Origin of the sequence: Pseudomonas sp. PDM04 (assembly GCF_014851765.1) — a bacterium.
Lineage (GTDB): Bacteria > Pseudomonadota > Gammaproteobacteria > Pseudomonadales > Pseudomonadaceae > Aquipseudomonas.
On record NZ_JACVAI010000005.1, the window covers coordinates 51,753 to 66,678 of the forward strand.

Annotated in this window: 17 protein-coding genes; 15 read left to right on the forward strand and 2 right to left on the reverse strand. The window is 61.2% G+C overall.

What is annotated here, in order from left to right:
• The first annotated feature begins 179 nt into the window (after nt 1-179).
• The 5 genes from oscA to IB249_RS19890 all read left to right on the forward strand — a co-directional run bounded on the left by oscA (nt 180) and on the right by IB249_RS19890 (nt 4,296).
• Entirely contained in the window at nt 180-362 is a 183-nt protein-coding gene (oscA, locus tag IB249_RS19870; RefSeq protein WP_007945260.1) for a sulfur starvation response protein OscA, read from the forward strand.
• A 69-nt stretch (nt 363-431) separates the two neighbouring features.
• Nucleotides 432-1,445 (forward strand): sulfate ABC transporter substrate-binding protein, encoded by a 1,014-nt coding sequence (locus IB249_RS19875; RefSeq protein WP_192307421.1) that lies wholly within the window; start codon nt 432-434, stop codon nt 1,443-1,445.
• 153 nt (nt 1,446-1,598) lie between these two features.
• Nucleotides 1,599-2,417: a sulfate ABC transporter permease subunit CysT gene (gene cysT / locus IB249_RS19880; RefSeq protein WP_192307422.1), complete on the forward strand. Its 819-nt coding sequence runs from the start codon at nt 1,599-1,601 to the stop codon at nt 2,415-2,417.
• Between the two features lie 13 nt (nt 2,418-2,430).
• Entirely contained in the window at nt 2,431-3,303 is an 873-nt protein-coding gene (gene cysW / locus IB249_RS19885) for a sulfate ABC transporter permease subunit CysW (protein WP_192307423.1), read from the forward strand.
• A gap of 3 nt (nt 3,304-3,306) precedes the next feature.
• Entirely contained in the window at nt 3,307-4,296 is a 990-nt protein-coding gene (locus IB249_RS19890) for a sulfate/molybdate ABC transporter ATP-binding protein (protein WP_192307424.1), read from the forward strand.
• Nucleotides 4,297-4,404: 108 nt separating this feature from the next.
• Here the strand turns inward: IB249_RS19890 and IB249_RS19895 are convergent, their stop codons facing one another.
• Nucleotides 4,405-4,926 carry a DUF962 domain-containing protein gene (locus IB249_RS19895; RefSeq protein WP_192307425.1) on the reverse strand — a complete coding sequence of 174 codons (522 nt, stop codon included), beginning with the start codon at nt 4,924-4,926 and terminating at the stop codon, nt 4,405-4,407.
• Nucleotides 4,927-5,010: 84 nt separating this feature from the next.
• Between IB249_RS19895 and IB249_RS19900 the strand changes: the two genes are divergently transcribed.
• Entirely contained in the window at nt 5,011-5,697 is a 687-nt protein-coding gene (locus IB249_RS19900) for a Crp/Fnr family transcriptional regulator (protein ID WP_192307426.1), read from the forward strand.
• Nucleotides 5,698-5,765: 68 nt separating this feature from the next.
• Nucleotides 5,766-6,131 carry a response regulator gene (locus tag IB249_RS19905; protein WP_192307427.1) on the forward strand — a complete coding sequence of 122 codons (366 nt, stop codon included), beginning with the start codon at nt 5,766-5,768 and terminating at the stop codon, nt 6,129-6,131.
• A 152-nt stretch (nt 6,132-6,283) separates the two neighbouring features.
• On the opposite strand, the gene IB249_RS19910 is transcribed toward IB249_RS19905, so the two are convergent.
• On the reverse strand, nt 6,284-7,288 hold the full coding sequence (locus tag IB249_RS19910; protein ID WP_192307428.1) for an AraC family transcriptional regulator: 1,005 nt from the start codon (nt 7,286-7,288) through the stop codon (nt 6,284-6,286).
• A gap of 100 nt (nt 7,289-7,388) precedes the next feature.
• Here IB249_RS19910 and IB249_RS19915 point away from each other — a divergent pair, with 100 nt between their 5' ends.
• The 8 genes from IB249_RS19915 to IB249_RS19950 all read left to right on the forward strand — a co-directional run bounded on the left by IB249_RS19915 (nt 7,389) and on the right by IB249_RS19950 (nt 14,918).
• Entirely contained in the window at nt 7,389-8,462 is a 1,074-nt protein-coding gene (locus IB249_RS19915; RefSeq protein WP_192307429.1) for a fatty acid desaturase, read from the forward strand.
• Between the two features lie 415 nt (nt 8,463-8,877).
• Nucleotides 8,878-9,459, forward strand: a complete 582-nt coding sequence (locus tag IB249_RS19920; RefSeq protein WP_192307430.1) for an alpha/beta hydrolase — start codon at nt 8,878-8,880, stop codon at nt 9,457-9,459.
• Nucleotides 9,460-9,519: 60 nt separating this feature from the next.
• Nucleotides 9,520-10,443, forward strand: a complete 924-nt coding sequence (locus IB249_RS19925; RefSeq protein ID WP_192307431.1) for a sigma 54-interacting transcriptional regulator — start codon at nt 9,520-9,522, stop codon at nt 10,441-10,443.
• A 194-nt stretch (nt 10,444-10,637) separates the two neighbouring features.
• Nucleotides 10,638-11,420 (forward strand): MetQ/NlpA family ABC transporter substrate-binding protein, encoded by a 783-nt coding sequence (locus IB249_RS19930; protein WP_192307432.1) that lies wholly within the window; start codon nt 10,638-10,640, stop codon nt 11,418-11,420.
• Between the two features lie 535 nt (nt 11,421-11,955).
• Nucleotides 11,956-12,621, forward strand: coding sequence for an amino acid ABC transporter permease (locus tag IB249_RS19935; RefSeq protein ID WP_192307433.1), 666 nt, complete (start codon nt 11,956-11,958; stop codon nt 12,619-12,621).
• The gene (locus IB249_RS19940; RefSeq protein WP_192307434.1) at nt 12,602-13,261 is read left to right on the forward strand and encodes an amino acid ABC transporter permease; all 660 of its coding nucleotides are present in this window, start codon (nt 12,602-12,604) and stop codon (nt 13,259-13,261) included. Before IB249_RS19935 ends, IB249_RS19940 begins: the two co-directional genes overlap by 20 nt.
• Nucleotides 13,258-14,040 (forward strand): amino acid ABC transporter ATP-binding protein, encoded by a 783-nt coding sequence (locus tag IB249_RS19945; protein ID WP_192307435.1) that lies wholly within the window; start codon nt 13,258-13,260, stop codon nt 14,038-14,040. The genes IB249_RS19940 and IB249_RS19945 overlap by 4 nt, the downstream gene beginning before the upstream one ends.
• Nucleotides 14,037-14,918, forward strand: coding sequence for a transporter substrate-binding domain-containing protein (locus IB249_RS19950; protein WP_192307436.1), 882 nt, complete (start codon nt 14,037-14,039; stop codon nt 14,916-14,918). The genes IB249_RS19945 and IB249_RS19950 overlap by 4 nt, the downstream gene beginning before the upstream one ends.
• The last annotated feature ends 8 nt before the right edge of the window (nt 14,919-14,926 follow it).

A 14,926-nucleotide genomic window follows, 5' to 3' on the forward strand; every position in this document is an offset into this window, starting at 1 on the left:
CTGCCTGGGGGCGTCCCTCGGGACGCTCTGCGTCCCCATCCTGCCAGCCTCTTAATTCTGGTTATATAAACATTCTTAAATAGTCTTTTTAAGAATATCCGCACCTCTCTAATATTGGACTCACGCCGCAAGCAGTCCCGGAGACTGCCGGGCAACCCCACAGTCGAAGGAGCAGCACCATGAGCGCATCCCTGCGTAGCGTTGACGGTCAAGACGAAGCCACGATTTTGCGTGAGATCCAGAGCGCCCTGCGCGACCTGCGTTTCGGTGCGGTGGAAATCACTGTGCACAACGCCCAGGTCGTCCAGATCGAGCGCAAGGAAAAATTCCGTTTGCAGAACCCCAGTAACAAACCGAGCTGAACAGCCGGCAACCCGATTCCCGCCAACATAAAAAAAGCCAACACACTTAGAATTCCAGGAGCTTTCACCATGTCGTCGATTCGTCATTTCGCTTTGGCCGCCCTGGCCAGTGCCCTTTTTGCGGGTTCCGCGGTTGCCAAGGATTATGAGCTGCTCAACGTGTCGTACGACCCGACCCGCGAGCTGTATCAGGATTACAACGCTGAGTTCGTCAATTTCTGGAAGAAAAGCAATCCAGGCGACACCGTGAAAATCCAGCAGTCCCACGGTGGCTCGGGCAAACAGGGCCGTGCGGTGATCGACGGCCTGCGTGCCGACGTGGTGACCCTGGCCCTGGCCGGTGACATCGACGAAATCGCCAAGCTGGGCAAGACCCTGCCGGCCGACTGGCAGAAACGCCTGCCGGATGCCAGCACCCCGTACACCTCGACCATCGTGTTCCTGGTGCGCAAAGGCAACCCGAAAGGCATCAAGGATTGGGCCGACCTGGTCAAGAACGATGTGTCGGTCATCACCCCTAACCCGAAAACCTCCGGCGGCGCCCGCTGGAATTTCCTCGCGGCCTGGGCCTATGGCCTCAAGGCCAACGGCGGTGACGAGGCCAAGGCCAAGCAATACGTAGAGACCCTGTTCAAGCACGTGCCCGTGCTGGACACCGGTGCTCGCGGTTCGACCATCACCTTCGTCAACAACGGTCAGGGCGACGTGTTGCTGGCCTGGGAAAACGAAGCCTTCCTGGCCCTGAAGGAAGACGGTGGCGCCGACAAGTTCGAAATCGTCGTGCCTTCGTTGTCGATCCTGGCCGAGCCTCCTGTCGCGGTCGTCGACAAGAACGCCGAGAAAAAAGGCAACGAGCAAATCGCCGAAGCCTACCTCAAGCACCTGTACAGCCCGGCCGGCCAGGAAATCGCCGCGAAGAACTTCTACCGTCCACGGGACAAGGACGTGGCAGCCAAGTACGTCCAACAGTTCCCGAAACTGGAACTGGTGACCATCGACAAGGATTTCGGCGGCTGGAAAACTGCACAGCCTAAATTCTTCAATGACGGCGGCGTGTTCGACCAGATCTATCAGGCGCAATAATCTGATTGAACAAGAGCCTGATGCCCAGGCACCGATCTGTGGGAGCGAGCCTGCTCGCGAAGAGGGACTATCAGTCAATGCGCATGTCGCCTGATACTCCGCTTTCGCGAGCAGGCTCGCTCCCACATTGACGCTTTCCAACCAAGGACTTTTATGTCGCGTCGTATCTCCCCCGTCATACCCGGCTTCGGGCTGACGCTGGGCTACACCTTGGTGTACCTCAGCCTGATTGTGCTCATTCCACTGGCGGCGATGTTCGTTCACGCCGCTCAACTCACCTGGGATCAGTTCTGGGCTATCGTTTCGGCGCCTCGCGTCCTGGCGGCGCTGAAACTGAGCTTCGGCACCGCACTGTACGCCGCGATCATCAACGGCATCATCGGCACGCTGCTCGCCTGGGTGCTGGTGCGCTACACCTTCCCCGGCCGCAAGATCATCGATGCGATGATCGACCTGCCGTTCGCCTTGCCCACCGCCGTCGCCGGTATCGCGCTGACCGCGTTGTATACGCCAGCCGGTCTGGTGGGGCAGTTCGCGGCGGACCTGGGCTTCAAGATCGCCTATACCCCGCTGGGCATCACGCTGGCGCTGACGTTTGTCACGCTGCCTTTCGTGGTCCGCACGGTGCAGCCGGTACTGGCCGATATTCCCCGTGAGGTGGAGGAGGCGGCAGCCTGCCTGGGCGCAAGGCCGCTGCAGGTGTTCCGGCATATCCTGATGCCCGCGCTGCTGCCCGCCTGGTTGACCGGTTTCGCCCTGGCCTTTGCCCGGGGTGTCGGCGAGTACGGCTCGGTGATCTTCATCGCCGGTAACATGCCGATGAAAACCGAGATCCTGCCGTTGCTGATCATGGTCAAGCTCGACCAGTACGATTACACCGGTGCGACCGCCATCGGCGTGCTGATGCTGGTGGTTTCCTTCGTCCTGTTGCTGCTGATCAACCTGCTGCAACGCCGCATCGAAACCCCATAAGGAGGCGCGAACCATGTCCCAATCGTCTATTGCGGCCGCCTCTTCGGCCAACGCTGCCCGCCGTGGCAGTGCCACCTCGCGGCGTATCCTGATCGGCCTCGGCTGGCTGATTTTCGCCCTGTTCCTGCTGTTGCCGCTGTTTATCGTGGTGTCCCAGGGTTTGAAGAATGGCCTGGGCGCTTTCTTCACCGCGATCTTTGAACCGGACGCGCTGTCGGCGCTGAAGCTCACGGTGATCGCCGTGTTGATTTCGGTGCCGTTGAACGTGGTGTTCGGCGTCAGTGCCGCGTGGTGCGTGAGCAAGTACTCGTTCCGTGGCAAGAGCATTCTGGTGACGCTGATCGACCTGCCATTCTCGGTGTCGCCGGTGATCGCGGGTCTGGTCTACGTGCTGATGTTCGGTGCCCAGGGCCTGTTCGGGCCATGGTTGCAAGATCACGACATCCAGATCGTTTTCGCCTTGCCGGGCATCGTGCTGGCGACGATTTTCGTCACCGTTCCGTTCGTGGCGCGCGAGCTGATCCCGTTGATGCAGGAACAGGGCACTCAGGAAGAGGAGGCCGCACGCCTGCTGGGTGCCAATGGTTGGCAGATGTTCTGGCACGTCACCGTCCCCAATATCAAATGGGGCCTGATCTATGGCGTGGTGCTGTGTACCGCCCGGGCGATGGGTGAGTTCGGTGCGGTGTCGGTGGTCTCCGGGCACATTCGCGGGGTGACCAACACCTTGCCGCTGCACGTCGAGATCCTCTACAACGAATACAACCACGTGGCCGCGTTCGCGGTCGCGAGCCTGTTGCTGATCATGGCGCTCTTCATCCTGCTGCTCAAGCAGTGGAGCGAAAACCGTATTAACCGCCTGCGCGCCAGCGCCGCGGAGGAATAATTCATGTCGATCGAAGTGCGTAACGTCAGCAAGAATTTCAATGCGTTCAAGGCGCTGGATAACATCAGCCTGGACATTCACAGCGGCGAGCTGGTGGCGCTGCTGGGCCCGTCGGGTTGCGGCAAGACCACGCTGCTGCGGATCATTGCCGGTCTGGAAACACCGGATCAGGGCAATATCGTGTTCCACGGCGAAGACGTCTCCGGCCACGATGTGCGTGATCGCAACGTCGGTTTCGTGTTCCAGCACTACGCCCTGTTCCGTCACATGACGGTGTTCGACAACGTTGCGTTCGGCCTGCGCATGAAGCCGAAGAACCAGCGCCCGAACGAAAGCCAGATCGCGACCAAGGTCCATGAGCTGCTGAACATGGTGCAACTGGACTGGCTGTCGGACCGGTACCCGGAGCAGCTGTCCGGCGGTCAGCGCCAGCGTATCGCGCTGGCCCGTGCCCTGGCGGTGGAGCCGAAAGTGCTGCTGCTCGACGAACCGTTCGGCGCCCTCGACGCCAAGGTCCGCAAGGAGCTGCGGCGCTGGCTGGCGCGCCTGCACGAGGACATCAACCTGACCTCGGTGTTCGTGACCCACGACCAGGAAGAGGCGATGGAAGTGGCCGATCGCATCGTGGTGATGAACAAGGGTGTGATCGAGCAGATCGGCTCACCGGGTGACGTTTACGAAAACCCGGCCAGCGATTTCGTCTACCACTTCCTCGGTGACTCCAACCGCCTGCACCTGGGCGAGGACAATCACGTGCTGTTCCGGCCGCACGAAGTGTCGTTGTCGCGGCACGAACTGGACGATCACCACGCGGCCGAAGTGCGGGATATCCGTCCGCTGGGCGCGACCACTCGGGTGACCTTGAAGGTCGAAGGGCAGAGCGATCTGATCGAGGCCGAAGTGGTGAAGGACCACGACAGCCTGATCGGGCTGGCCAAGGGCGAAACCCTGTTCTTCAAGCCGAAGGTGTGGCAGAAAGTCGCCAACCTTTAAGGGCTAAAAGCATCGCGAGCAGGCTCGCTCCCACCAGGGCGCGGTCGGTCACAGAGTTTGTGTACGACCCCGATCCCGTGTGGGAGCGAGCCTGCTCGCGATGGCGTACTAAGCCGCAGCGCGATTCGGATTGACCCGTACCCCACCCACCCGCGCCTCGATCTGCTCTTTCAACTCACGTCGCATCCCCAGCAGAAACGCCAGCTCCGCTACCACGAACAACGGCCCGACAATCAAACCGGTCACGTCATCGACAAACGCCGGTTTGCGTCCCTCGTAGTAATGGCCGACGAACTGGATCGCCCAGCCCACCACGAACAGCCCGATGCCACTGGCCAGCCACACCAGGGTGCTTTGTTGCGCCAGTACATGCCCGGCCCAGACGGACAGCGCCATCAACACGCTCATCACCAGCCCGAGGCGCAATTCCAGGCGCAGGTAGAACCAGATCGACGCCACGGCCACCAGGGCCGCCGGTGAAAGCCAGCCACCGCCCCATTGCGGGCGGGCCAGCAGCACCGCCACCGCGACGACGATCAGCGGGATGCCGATGAAGTGGCTGGCGATGTTGCGTGGGTCACGGTGATAGGCAGCGTATTGGCCGAGATGGTCAACGAGGCTTTTTTTCATTGTTATTCCTCCTGTAGGGTGATCGATCATGCCCCGGGTTCAGTGTTGGCTCTGTCAGCCAGGCGACAATCTCCAGGAGTTTCGATGGACATGCAGGTTTGGCGTTCGCGCCTGATGACGGGCCACTGGTTCAGCCATCTGCCGACACGCTTACAGGATAGCTTGCTGGCCGCCGCCAAGGTGCGGCGCCTGTCGTCGGGCCAGCGTCTGTTCAAGCGCGGCGACCCACCCTGTGGCCTGTACGCCGTGCTCGAAGGCGCGGTGCGCATCGGCACGGTGAACGAGCAGGGCAAGGAGGCCTTGTTGAGCCTGGTGGAGCCGCCGCACTGGTTCGGCGAAATCTGCCTGTTCGACGGCCAGCCGCGCACCCATGACGCATTCGCTCTGGGCCAATGCACCCTGTTGCACATCCCGCAGTCGGCGCTGCTGGCCTTGCTCGACGAGCAACCGCTGTACTGGCGGCAACTGGCGCTGTTGATGAGCCAGAAACTGCGCCTGACTTTCATCAGTCTCGAACAGCTGAGCCTGATGCCGGCACCGGCCCGCCTGGCCCATCGTCTGCTGATGATCGCCGCCGGCTACGGTGAGCTCGACCCGCCCCGACGGGTGCTGCAACTGCCGCAGGAACAACTGGCGTCGATGCTGTCGCTGTCGCGCCAGACCACCAACCAGATCCTCAAGGAGTTCCAGAGCCAGGGGATTGTGAACCTGAAGTACGGCGAGATCGAAATCCTCGATGCCGAACGGCTGCGGGCCTTGGCCATTGTCTGAAAAACACGTTGGTGCTGGGCTTTGGCCGTGAAGGCGCTTAGCCTGTGACGACGACAATGAGGTGTGCCATGCGTGTGCTGTTAGTGGAAGACGAACCGGAGTTGGCCAAGCGCCTGGCCATTGGCCTGGGTGAGGCCGGTTACGCCGTGGATGTAGCGCTCAACGGCATGGACGGCCGGCGTTTTATCGAGTCCGGCGAGTACCGGATGATCATCCTCGACGTCATGCTGCCGGGGCTCAACGGCTGGCAGTTGCAGCAACAGGTCCGCAAGCTCGGCGCAACGCCGGTGCTGTTCCTGACCACCCGCGATGGCATCGAAGATCGCCTGCGCGGACTGGAATTGCACGAGGACGCTTACCTGCTGAAGCCGTTTACGCTGAGTGAGCTGGTGGCGCGGGTGCGCAAGTTGTTGCGGCGGGATCGGGGCCACTGAGGTTCTGCGGCGTCTGTTCCATCGTCTCGCGAGCAGGCTCGCTCCCACAGGTTTTGGAGGTTGACTACAACCTTGTGGTTCACACCGCCCCCCCTGTGGGAGCGAGCCTGCTCGCGATGAGGCTGGCCCGGATAATCCGCTTTGCGGATCGGTCAGCGCAACCCATCGCGAAACTGCCCCGGCGTCATTCCGGTCCAGCGTTTGAACGCCCGGCTGAAGCTGCTGGTGTCGGAAAATCCGAGCAGGTAACTGATCTCGCTCAGCGAGCATTGCGGATCACGCAGGTGCAGCAGGGCGAGGTTTTCGCGGCTTTCGTTGAGCAGCGTATCGAACCGGCAGCCTTCGTCCGCCAGGTGCCGTTGCAGGCTGCGCAGGCTCAGGTGCAGGGCCTGGGCAATGTGCTCCGCGCTGGGCTCGCCTTCGGGCAATTGCTCCTCGATGGCGTCGCGGACCTTGCGCTCCCAGGTCAGGGGCTTGAGTTGCGCCAGGGTGCGCTTGAGCACGGTTTCGTTGTGCTCGGCCAGTTCCGGGTTGGCGTCGTCCAGGTGACTGTCGAAATCCGCCAGGGAAAACTCCAGCCGGTCCTCGGCCGCCGAAAAATACACCGGGGCGCGAAAGACCTTGTGCCATTGATGCGCGTCCACCGGTTCCGGGCGGCGCAGATACACCGCCAGTGGCGCATAGTCGCGACCCAGGCGATTGCGGCAGGTGCGCACATAAATCGCGGCGAAGGCGTCGATGGCCTCGAACGCCGGCGCCGGGTTGCCGGGTGGGATCTTCAGGCGAAAGCGATAGCGGTCCTCGGTGCGGCTCAACTCAAGCTCCAGGGCATCGCTGACCACCTGGTGATAACGCACGATGCGCTCGAACACTTCGCGCAGGCTGCCGCTGGCCACCAGGGCGTAGCCCAGCGCGTGGAAGGTGGTCGGGCTGACGAAGCGCGACACGCGCAGGCCGATCGCCGGATCGCCGCTGACCTGCACGGCGATTTCCCACAGGCGCGTGGTGCCGGACAACGGATAGCGGGCGTTGGGGTCGTCCATCCATTGCGGGTCGAGCCCGGCCTGCTGGCACAGGGCGGTGCTGTCCAGGCCCAGCGCATCGAGTTGCTTGCGCAGGGCGCGGGTCCAGCTGGCGAGGGAGGTCGGTTCAGTCATGCTGATTGGCGCTTCCGGTCAACAGGTTGGCGTCTACGGCTACCGCGTGCCGAGGGTTCGCAGGGCAGGATGCAGACATCAATAACCAGAGGATGGAAGCATGGAAGGTACTTCTGCAAGTCCCCAGCGACTGAATGCAGCCCAGCGCTCGGCGCACATTCGCGAAGTGGTGTTGGCCAGGGGCGTCGAGCTGCGCCAGCGCTACCCGATTCTCAACCACCAGGACGCACTGGGTGCGGGGATTCTGGCGTTCGCCCTGGCGGGGATGGTGGGTTCGGCGGCGCTGTATCTCGGCGGCTACATGGCGTGGTGGGCCTGTTTGCTGCTCAACGCGTTTTTCGCCTCGCTGACCCATGAGCTGGAGCACGACCTGATCCATAGCATGTACTTTCGCAAACAGCGCCTGCCGCACAACCTGATGATGGGCCTGGTGTGGCTGGCGCGGCCGAGCACGATCAATCCCTGGATTCGCCGGCAACTGCACCTCAACCACCACAAGCTGTCCGGCACGGAAGCGGACATGGAAGAGCGGGCGATCACCAACGGCGAGCCCTGGGGCATTGCCCGGTTGCTGATGGTGGGCGACAACATGATGTCGGCGTTCATTCGCTTGCTGCGGGCCAAAACCTGGGCCCACAAGTTCGGCATCCTCAAGCGTGTCCTGAAAGTCTATGCGCCGCTCGCGTTGCTGCATTGGGGGGCGTGGTACCTGTTCCTCGGTTTCCATGGGGCCAATGGCGTCGCCCACCTGCTGGGAACGAGCGTCGAGTGGTCGGCGACCACGCTGTCGGTCATGGGCGTGATCGACATCGCGGTGGTGGTGATCATCGGGCCGAACGTGTTGCGCACGTTTTGCCTGCACTTCATCAGCTCGAACATGCACTACTACGGCGATGTGGAACCGGGCAACGTGATCCAGCAAACCCAGGTCTTGAACCCGTGGTGGCTGTGGCCGCTGCAGGCGTTCTGCTTCAACTTCGGCAGCAGCCACGGGATTCACCATTTTGTGGTGAAGGAGCCGTTCTACATCCGCCAGATGACCGTGCCGGTGGCGCATAAGGTCATGCGCGAGATGGGCGTGCGCTTCAACGACTACGGCACGTTTGCGCGGGCCAACCGCTTCGTGCGCCAGGACGCCGCGGAACCACAGGAAGTGCGAACGGCACAGGCGTGATCCAAACACCCGGAACCTCAAACGCCGGTCATCAATTTGACCCAAATCAGCGCTACGTTGAGGCTTGGAAAGTGAATGGCATATGCCATATGAGTCTAATAAAGTAATTAAATATTCCTTTATTGGATAATCATTTCAGCCAATCATCGCGCTACAGCGTGTGAGTTTCCGGGGCCGTCTCCTTGGCAGGGTGGGGCCCCTTTTTTTTTGTAGACCTCCTGTGGGAGCGAGCCTGCTCGCGAGGGTGTGACTGTCGCCATCGAGGCCGATGATCGCCATCGCGAGCAGGCTTGCTCCCACAGGAAATGATTTGTTATTCATTATAGGTCTTAATAAATAGCTTCTTATTCCTTAACGAATATAACTCTCCTCCCTATACTCGGTCAGCAACAGACACGCAGCAGGAGAGTTCCCCATGCGCAACGAATCAATCCGCTACCTGATTGTGCCGGGCTGGCAAGGATCGCCAGAAGATCATTGGCAAAGCCATTGGCAGAACAGCCTGCCGAACAGTGCGCGGGTGGAACAGGCCGACTGGCTGACGCCGCGCCGTGAAGACTGGGTGGCGGCGCTGGCCGAAGCGATTGCCGCCGACAGCACGCCGGTGATCCTGATCGCCCATAGCCTGGGTTGCATCACGGTCGCGCATTGGGCCGCCACCGCGCCCTTGAACGTCTTGCGTCAGGTGCGTGGTGCCCTGTTGGTCGCCCCTGCGGATGTCGAGCGTCCGGCCTGCGCGCCGGCGCTGCGCAACTTTGCGCCGATCCCCACCGACCTCTTGCCGTTTCCCAGCCAGGTGGTCAGCTCCGACAACGACAGCGCCGTCAGTGCGCCGCGTGCGCTGGAGCTGGCGCGTAACTGGGGGGCCGAGGCGGGCATCCTGTCGGGTGCCGGGCACATCAATGTGAAGTCCGGGCATCAGCGTTGGGAGCAGGGGTTTGCCTATCTCTACCGCCTGCAGAACCGCATGGAACACCACGCGCTGCGCCGCGCTTGAATTCGTCATTTTTTTAGAAACGCCTCCCCGTCTCCCGGCGGTTTGGGGCGGGAGCCTGCCATGAGTTTTGAAACCTTCGGCCAGCCGCTGCTGACCTTCCCCGACGCCGAAAAAAGCCCCCTGAGCATCCGCGCCAAGGCCCTGGTGTTCGTCGATCCGCGCTCGCGCCAGTTGCGTGAGGAGCTGGAGCAACTGGCGCCGCGTTCGATTTCGGTATTGATCCGCGGCGAAACCGGCAGCGGCAAGGAACTGCTGGCCCGGCATATCCACCGCGCCAGTGATCGCGGCGGTTTGTTCGTGTCGGTCAACTGCGGCGCGATCAGCCCGACCTACGCCGACGCCGAGCTGTTCGGCTATGCGGCCGGCAGCCACAGCGGCTCGGCGAGCAGCCGCGCCGGGTGGTTCGGTTCGGCCAATGGCGGCACGCTCTACCTGGACGAGATCGGCGACTTGCCACTGCCGATCCAGATCAAATTGCTCGCCGCCCTGGAAAATCATGAAGTCACTCGCGTGGGCGCCACGCACCCCAGCCCGGTGGACGTGCGTCTGGTCGCGGCGACCAGCATCGACCTGGCGCAGGCGGTGGCCGCCGGAAAATTCCATGAGCGGCTTTACCACTACCTCAGCGAGGGGCAGCTCGAACTGCCGGCGCTACGCGAGCGGGTCGGCGATATCCTGTCGCTGTCCGAGTATTTTTTGGGGATCTACAGCCAGCGCCTCGACCTGCCAGTGCCGCTGATCAGCGAGGCCGCACAACGGGTGCTCGAGCGCCACAACTGGCCGGGCAATACCCGCGAACTGGAAAACGTCATTCACTTCGCATTGTTGGTGAGTCACGGTGACGAGATCCTGCCGGAGCATCTGAACCTGCCCGAATCGCTGACGCAGATCGAGCATCAGCTCAGGCTGATTCTGGGCAACGGCTCTGCGGCGGAGAAAGAAGCGTTGCGGCAGCTCTTGAGTCGTCTCGAAATGCTCCCGTAGGCGCGAGCGCGCCACAGGGGTAATCCGCGATTTAGAGCTGTATGAGCAAAATGGAATATCAAAGTGAATAAAAGATATTGTTCGGGCATATAAAATCCCGGTATTGTCCGCTCCACGCCAGCGATAGCACTTCACTGGCACAGGTATTAATAGCCGTCGTCGATGACGACCGTGATTTTCGATAAGGACACTGCATGAAAAAGGTTCTGTTGTTTACCGCATTGGCGGCTGCCCTGACCGCAGGCCTGGCCCAGGCTGGCGAGAAACTGGTGGTGGCGGCGACCCCGATTCCACACGCCGAGATTCTGGAGCTGATCAAGCCGACCCTCGCCAAAGAAGGCGTGGACCTGGAGATCAAGGTGTTCACCGATTACGTTCAGCCGAACGTACAGGTTGCCGAAAAACGTCTGGATGCCAACTACTTCCAGACCAAGCCGTACCTGGACAGCTTCAACAAAGGCAAGGGCACCAACCTGGAAACCGTGATCGGCGTTCACGTTGAACCGTTCGGCGGCTACTCCAGCAAATACAAATCCCTGGCCGAACTGCCAAACGGCGCGACCATCGCGCTGCCAAACGAAGGCAGCAACAGCGGCCGTGCCCTGATCCTGCTGCAGAAAGCCGGCCTGATCGAGTTGAAAGACCCGAGCAACGCCCTGTCGACGCCAAAGGACATCGCCAAGAACCCGCATAACTTCAAGTTCAAGGAACTGGAGTCGGCCTTGCTGCCACGCGTTCTGAAAGAAGTCGACCTGGACCTGATCAACACCAACTACGCGCTGGAAGCCGGTCTGAACCCGGCCAAAGACGCGCTGGTGATCGAAGGTGCCGATTCGCCGTACGTGAACTTCCTGGTGGCTCGTCCGGACAACAAGGACAGCGCAGCCATCCAGAAACTGGCCAAGGCTTTGACCAGCCCTGAAGTGAAAGCCTTCATCGAGAAGAAGTACAGCGGCGCGGTACTGCCGGCGTTCTGATTCACGCGTAAATCCCTTCACGGTTTCGAACGCCGACGGCTAGCGATAGCGTCGGCGTTTTTTTGCCTGCTCGTTTCTCGAGGTTAACCGTGTGCAAGCCAGTGCCTGTAGCAACAGGCACCGCCTGTTCGCGAGCAGGCTCGCTCCCGCGAAGGACAGGTGTTCAGGCCACCCCGGCCTTCAACGCCCTGCGCAACGCCACCAGCAGTTTCAGGATGTCCTGCGGGTCCAGTGGTTGCGGTGCTTTTACGTCAGCCATGATGTTCTTCCTTGTGTGGTCCGGCCGGGTCTGGCCAGAAGCTGTGCGTCCTTGGAGGGTGGATTCGAGAAAAAGATCCCCCTGCAGCGCAAAGGAAAGTAGTCGGCTTCCTGCGTGCCGGCAAATTCGGCGGATAGGTTTTTGCGTGATATCAATATGCTTTAACGGTATTTAAATTTAATTTCTTATACCTTTAAAGTCGGTGCTTGCCGGGTCGTTACCCACGGCCCATGGACCGCACCACCGTCGCTTACCGAGCGGCGTCCAGGATGTTCAATGAACTTCGATTACGCTTTTATCCTCAGCACCCTGCCGGCGTTCGCCACGGCGGTGGGCGTGACGTTGCAGGTCGGCCTGATCGCCATCGGCACGTCGCTGCTGGTGGCCTTGATCAACGCGACGATCCTGGTGTTCCGCACGCCGTACCTGCAGCGCCTGGTCGGGCTGTATGTGGAGTTGGCGCGCAACACGCCGCTGTTGATCCAGCTGTTCTTCGTCTACTTCGCGCTGCCGGCCCTGGGCATCAAGGTGTCCGGTTTTGCGGCCGCGATCATCACCATGACGTTCCTCGGCGGTGCCTATCTCACCGAAGTGCTGCGTGCCGGGGTGGAGGCCGTACCTGCGGCGCAACTGGAGTCCGGTCGTTCCATCGGGTTGTCCCACGGTCAATTGCTGCGCTACGTGATCCTGCCGCAAGCGGGCATCCTCAGCCTGCCTTCGCTGTTCGCCAATTTCATTTTCCTGCTGAAAGAAACCACCGTGGTTTCGGCGGTGGCGGTGCCGGAAATTCTCTACACCACCAAAAGCTACATCGCCCTCTACTACAAAACCTACGAAATGCTCGCCGTGCTGACGCTGATCTGCGTGCTGCTGTTTTTACCGCTGTCGCTGTTGCTCAGCCGTCTGGAAAGGAGGCTCCAGCATGGCCAGTTCGGGTCTTGAACTGCTCTGGGTGTCGTTGCCGCAACTGGGCAAGGGCGCTGCGCAAACCCTGTCGATTTCCTTTCTGAGCATCGCCATCAGCACGGTGGGCGGGGTGCTCTACGGCGTGTTGCGTACGCTGAATTCAAAAGCCTTGAACGCGATCCTGCGGGTGTACCTGGAGCTGTTCCGGGCGATTCCGGTGCTGGTCTGGCTGTACCTGCTGTTCTTTGGCCTGCCGATTTTCTTCGGCCTCAGCCTTCCGAGCTTCTGGTGCGCGGTGCTGGTCTTGTCGCTCTGGGGCGCCAGCGAAGTGGGCGAGGTGGTGCGCGGTGCGTTGCATTCGCTGCCACGCGGGCAGCGTGAAGCCGGGTTGTCGATCGGCCTGAACGGGCCGCAACTCTACGGCTACGTGTTGCTGCCCCAGGCCCTGAAACGCATGACGCCGCCGACCATCAACGTCTACACGCGAATCATCAAGACCAGCTCCCTGGCAGTGTTGATCGGCGTGGTGGACGTGATCAAGGTCGGCCAGCAGATCATCGAGCGCACCTACGAATCGGTGCTGATCTACGGCGCCCTGTTCCTGTTTTTCTTTTTCATCTGCTACCCGCTGTCAGCCGCCTCGCGTGTGCTGGAGCGGCGCTGGACGCAAGCATGAGCGCATTGATCGAGTTCAAGGGTTTCAACAAGTTCTTTGGCGAGCAGCAGGTGCTCAAGGGCATCGACCTGAACGTCAACTCAGGCGAAGTGATCGTCATCCTCGGTCCCAGCGGCTGCGGCAAGAGCACGTTGTTACGGTGCCTCAACGGCCTGGAAGTCGCCCACGGCGGCAGCCTGGCATTTGCCGGTCGCGAGTTGCTGGACAAGGGCACCGACTGGCGCGAAGTGCGGCAACAGATCGGCATGGTGTTCCAGAGTTACCACCTGTTCCCGCACATGAGCGTGCTCGACAACCTGCTGCTCGGCCCGGTCAAGGTGCAAAAGCGCGAACGTCGCGAGGCACAGGTCCAGGCTGAAGCCCTGCTGGCGCGGGTGGGCCTGCTGGACAAGCGCGATGCCTTTCCCCGCCAGCTCTCCGGCGGTCAGCAGCAACGGATCGCCATCGTTCGTTCGCTGTGCATGAACCCCAGGGTCATGTTGTTTGATGAGGTCACCGCCGCCCTCGACCCGGAAATGGTCAAGGAAGTGCTGGAAGTCATTCAAGGCCTGGCCCGTGAAGGCATGACGCTGCTGATCGTCACCCACGAAATGGCCTTTGCCCGTGCCGTGGCCGACCGAATCGTGTTCATGGATGCCGGGCGAATCCTTGAACAGAACCCCCCCGAGATTTTCTTTACGAACCCGCAAACCGCACGCGCGCAGCAGTTCCTGGAGAAGTTCTCCTACGTCGCCGCCCTACCCGAAACGACTCAAACAAAGGAACTGGAACTGCCATGAAAACTGCCAAGGCTTCACGCTTGCTACTCCCGCTGCTCGGCCTCGCGCTGCTGGCCGGCTGCAATAAAACCGAAGAACCGCCAAAGCCCAAAGTCGCCAGCGAAAGCACCGCGCCGGCCGGCTACCTGGAAAAGATCAAGGCGCGGGACAAGTTGATCGTCGGCGTCTTCACTGACAAGCCGCCGTTCGGCTTCGTCGATGAGGCGGGGCGCTACGTCGGTTTCGATACCGACATCGGCCGTCGTTTCGCCAAGGACCTGCTGGGCGACGAAAACAAGATCGAATTCGTCGCGGTGGAACCGGCCAGCCGGATTCCATTCCTGCAAAGTGACAAGGTCGACCTGATCCTGGCCAACATGACCGTGACCCCGGAGCGCAAGGAGGCGGTGGAATTCACCAACCCGAACCTGAAAGTCGCGGTGCAGGCATTGGTGCCACAGGCCAGCGAGGTGAAAACCCTCGATGACCTGGCAACCCGCACCACCATCGTCACCACCGGCACCACGGCAGACATCTGGCTGACCAAGAACCACCCGGACTGGAAACTGCTCAAGTTCGAGAAGAACTCCGAGTCGCTGCAAGCCCTGGCCAATGGTCGCGGCGATGCCTATGCCCAGGACAACCTGGTGCTGTTCAGTTGGGCCAAGCAGAACCCGGGTTATCGCGTGCTGGCGCAGACGCTGGGTGCCGAAGCGCCGATTGCGCCGGCGGTGAAGAAGGGCAACATCGAGCTGCGTGACTGGGTCAACGCCGAGTTGGCGAAGCTGGGTGAAGAGAAATACCTGCTCAAGCTGTACGACCAGTACGTGCGCAAGGAACTGAGCGACGACACAAAGCCCGAGAGCGTGATTGTCGAGGGTGGCAAGTGGCAGGGGTAACTCACTAG

Excerpts from the sequence above, each read along its gene's own strand:
- oscA (WP_007945260.1), top strand. The coding sequence starts at position 180 with ATGAGCGCATCCCTGCGTAGCGTTGACGGTCAAGACGAAGCCACGATT.
- IB249_RS19875 (WP_192307421.1), top strand. The coding sequence starts at position 432 with ATGTCGTCGATTCGTCATTTCGCTTTGGCCGCCCTGGCCAGTGCCCTT.
- cysT (WP_192307422.1), top strand. The coding sequence starts at position 1,599 with ATGTCGCGTCGTATCTCCCCCGTCATACCCGGCTTCGGGCTGACGCTG.
- cysW (WP_192307423.1), top strand. The coding sequence starts at position 2,431 with ATGTCCCAATCGTCTATTGCGGCCGCCTCTTCGGCCAACGCTGCCCGC.
- IB249_RS19890 (WP_192307424.1), top strand. The coding sequence starts at position 3,307 with ATGTCGATCGAAGTGCGTAACGTCAGCAAGAATTTCAATGCGTTCAAG.
- IB249_RS19895 (WP_192307425.1), bottom strand. The coding sequence starts at position 4,926 with ATGAAAAAAAGCCTCGTTGACCATCTCGGCCAATACGCTGCCTATCAC.
- IB249_RS19900 (WP_192307426.1), top strand. The coding sequence starts at position 5,011 with ATGGACATGCAGGTTTGGCGTTCGCGCCTGATGACGGGCCACTGGTTC.
- IB249_RS19905 (WP_192307427.1), top strand. The coding sequence starts at position 5,766 with ATGCGTGTGCTGTTAGTGGAAGACGAACCGGAGTTGGCCAAGCGCCTG.
- IB249_RS19910 (WP_192307428.1), bottom strand. The coding sequence starts at position 7,288 with ATGACTGAACCGACCTCCCTCGCCAGCTGGACCCGCGCCCTGCGCAAG.
- IB249_RS19915 (WP_192307429.1), top strand. The coding sequence starts at position 7,389 with ATGGAAGGTACTTCTGCAAGTCCCCAGCGACTGAATGCAGCCCAGCGC.
- IB249_RS19920 (WP_192307430.1), top strand. The coding sequence starts at position 8,878 with ATGCGCAACGAATCAATCCGCTACCTGATTGTGCCGGGCTGGCAAGGA.
- IB249_RS19925 (WP_192307431.1), top strand. The coding sequence starts at position 9,520 with ATGAGTTTTGAAACCTTCGGCCAGCCGCTGCTGACCTTCCCCGACGCC.
- IB249_RS19930 (WP_192307432.1), top strand. The coding sequence starts at position 10,638 with ATGAAAAAGGTTCTGTTGTTTACCGCATTGGCGGCTGCCCTGACCGCA.
- IB249_RS19935 (WP_192307433.1), top strand. The coding sequence starts at position 11,956 with ATGAACTTCGATTACGCTTTTATCCTCAGCACCCTGCCGGCGTTCGCC.
- IB249_RS19940 (WP_192307434.1), top strand. The coding sequence starts at position 12,602 with ATGGCCAGTTCGGGTCTTGAACTGCTCTGGGTGTCGTTGCCGCAACTG.
- IB249_RS19945 (WP_192307435.1), top strand. The coding sequence starts at position 13,258 with ATGAGCGCATTGATCGAGTTCAAGGGTTTCAACAAGTTCTTTGGCGAG.
- IB249_RS19950 (WP_192307436.1), top strand. The coding sequence starts at position 14,037 with ATGAAAACTGCCAAGGCTTCACGCTTGCTACTCCCGCTGCTCGGCCTC.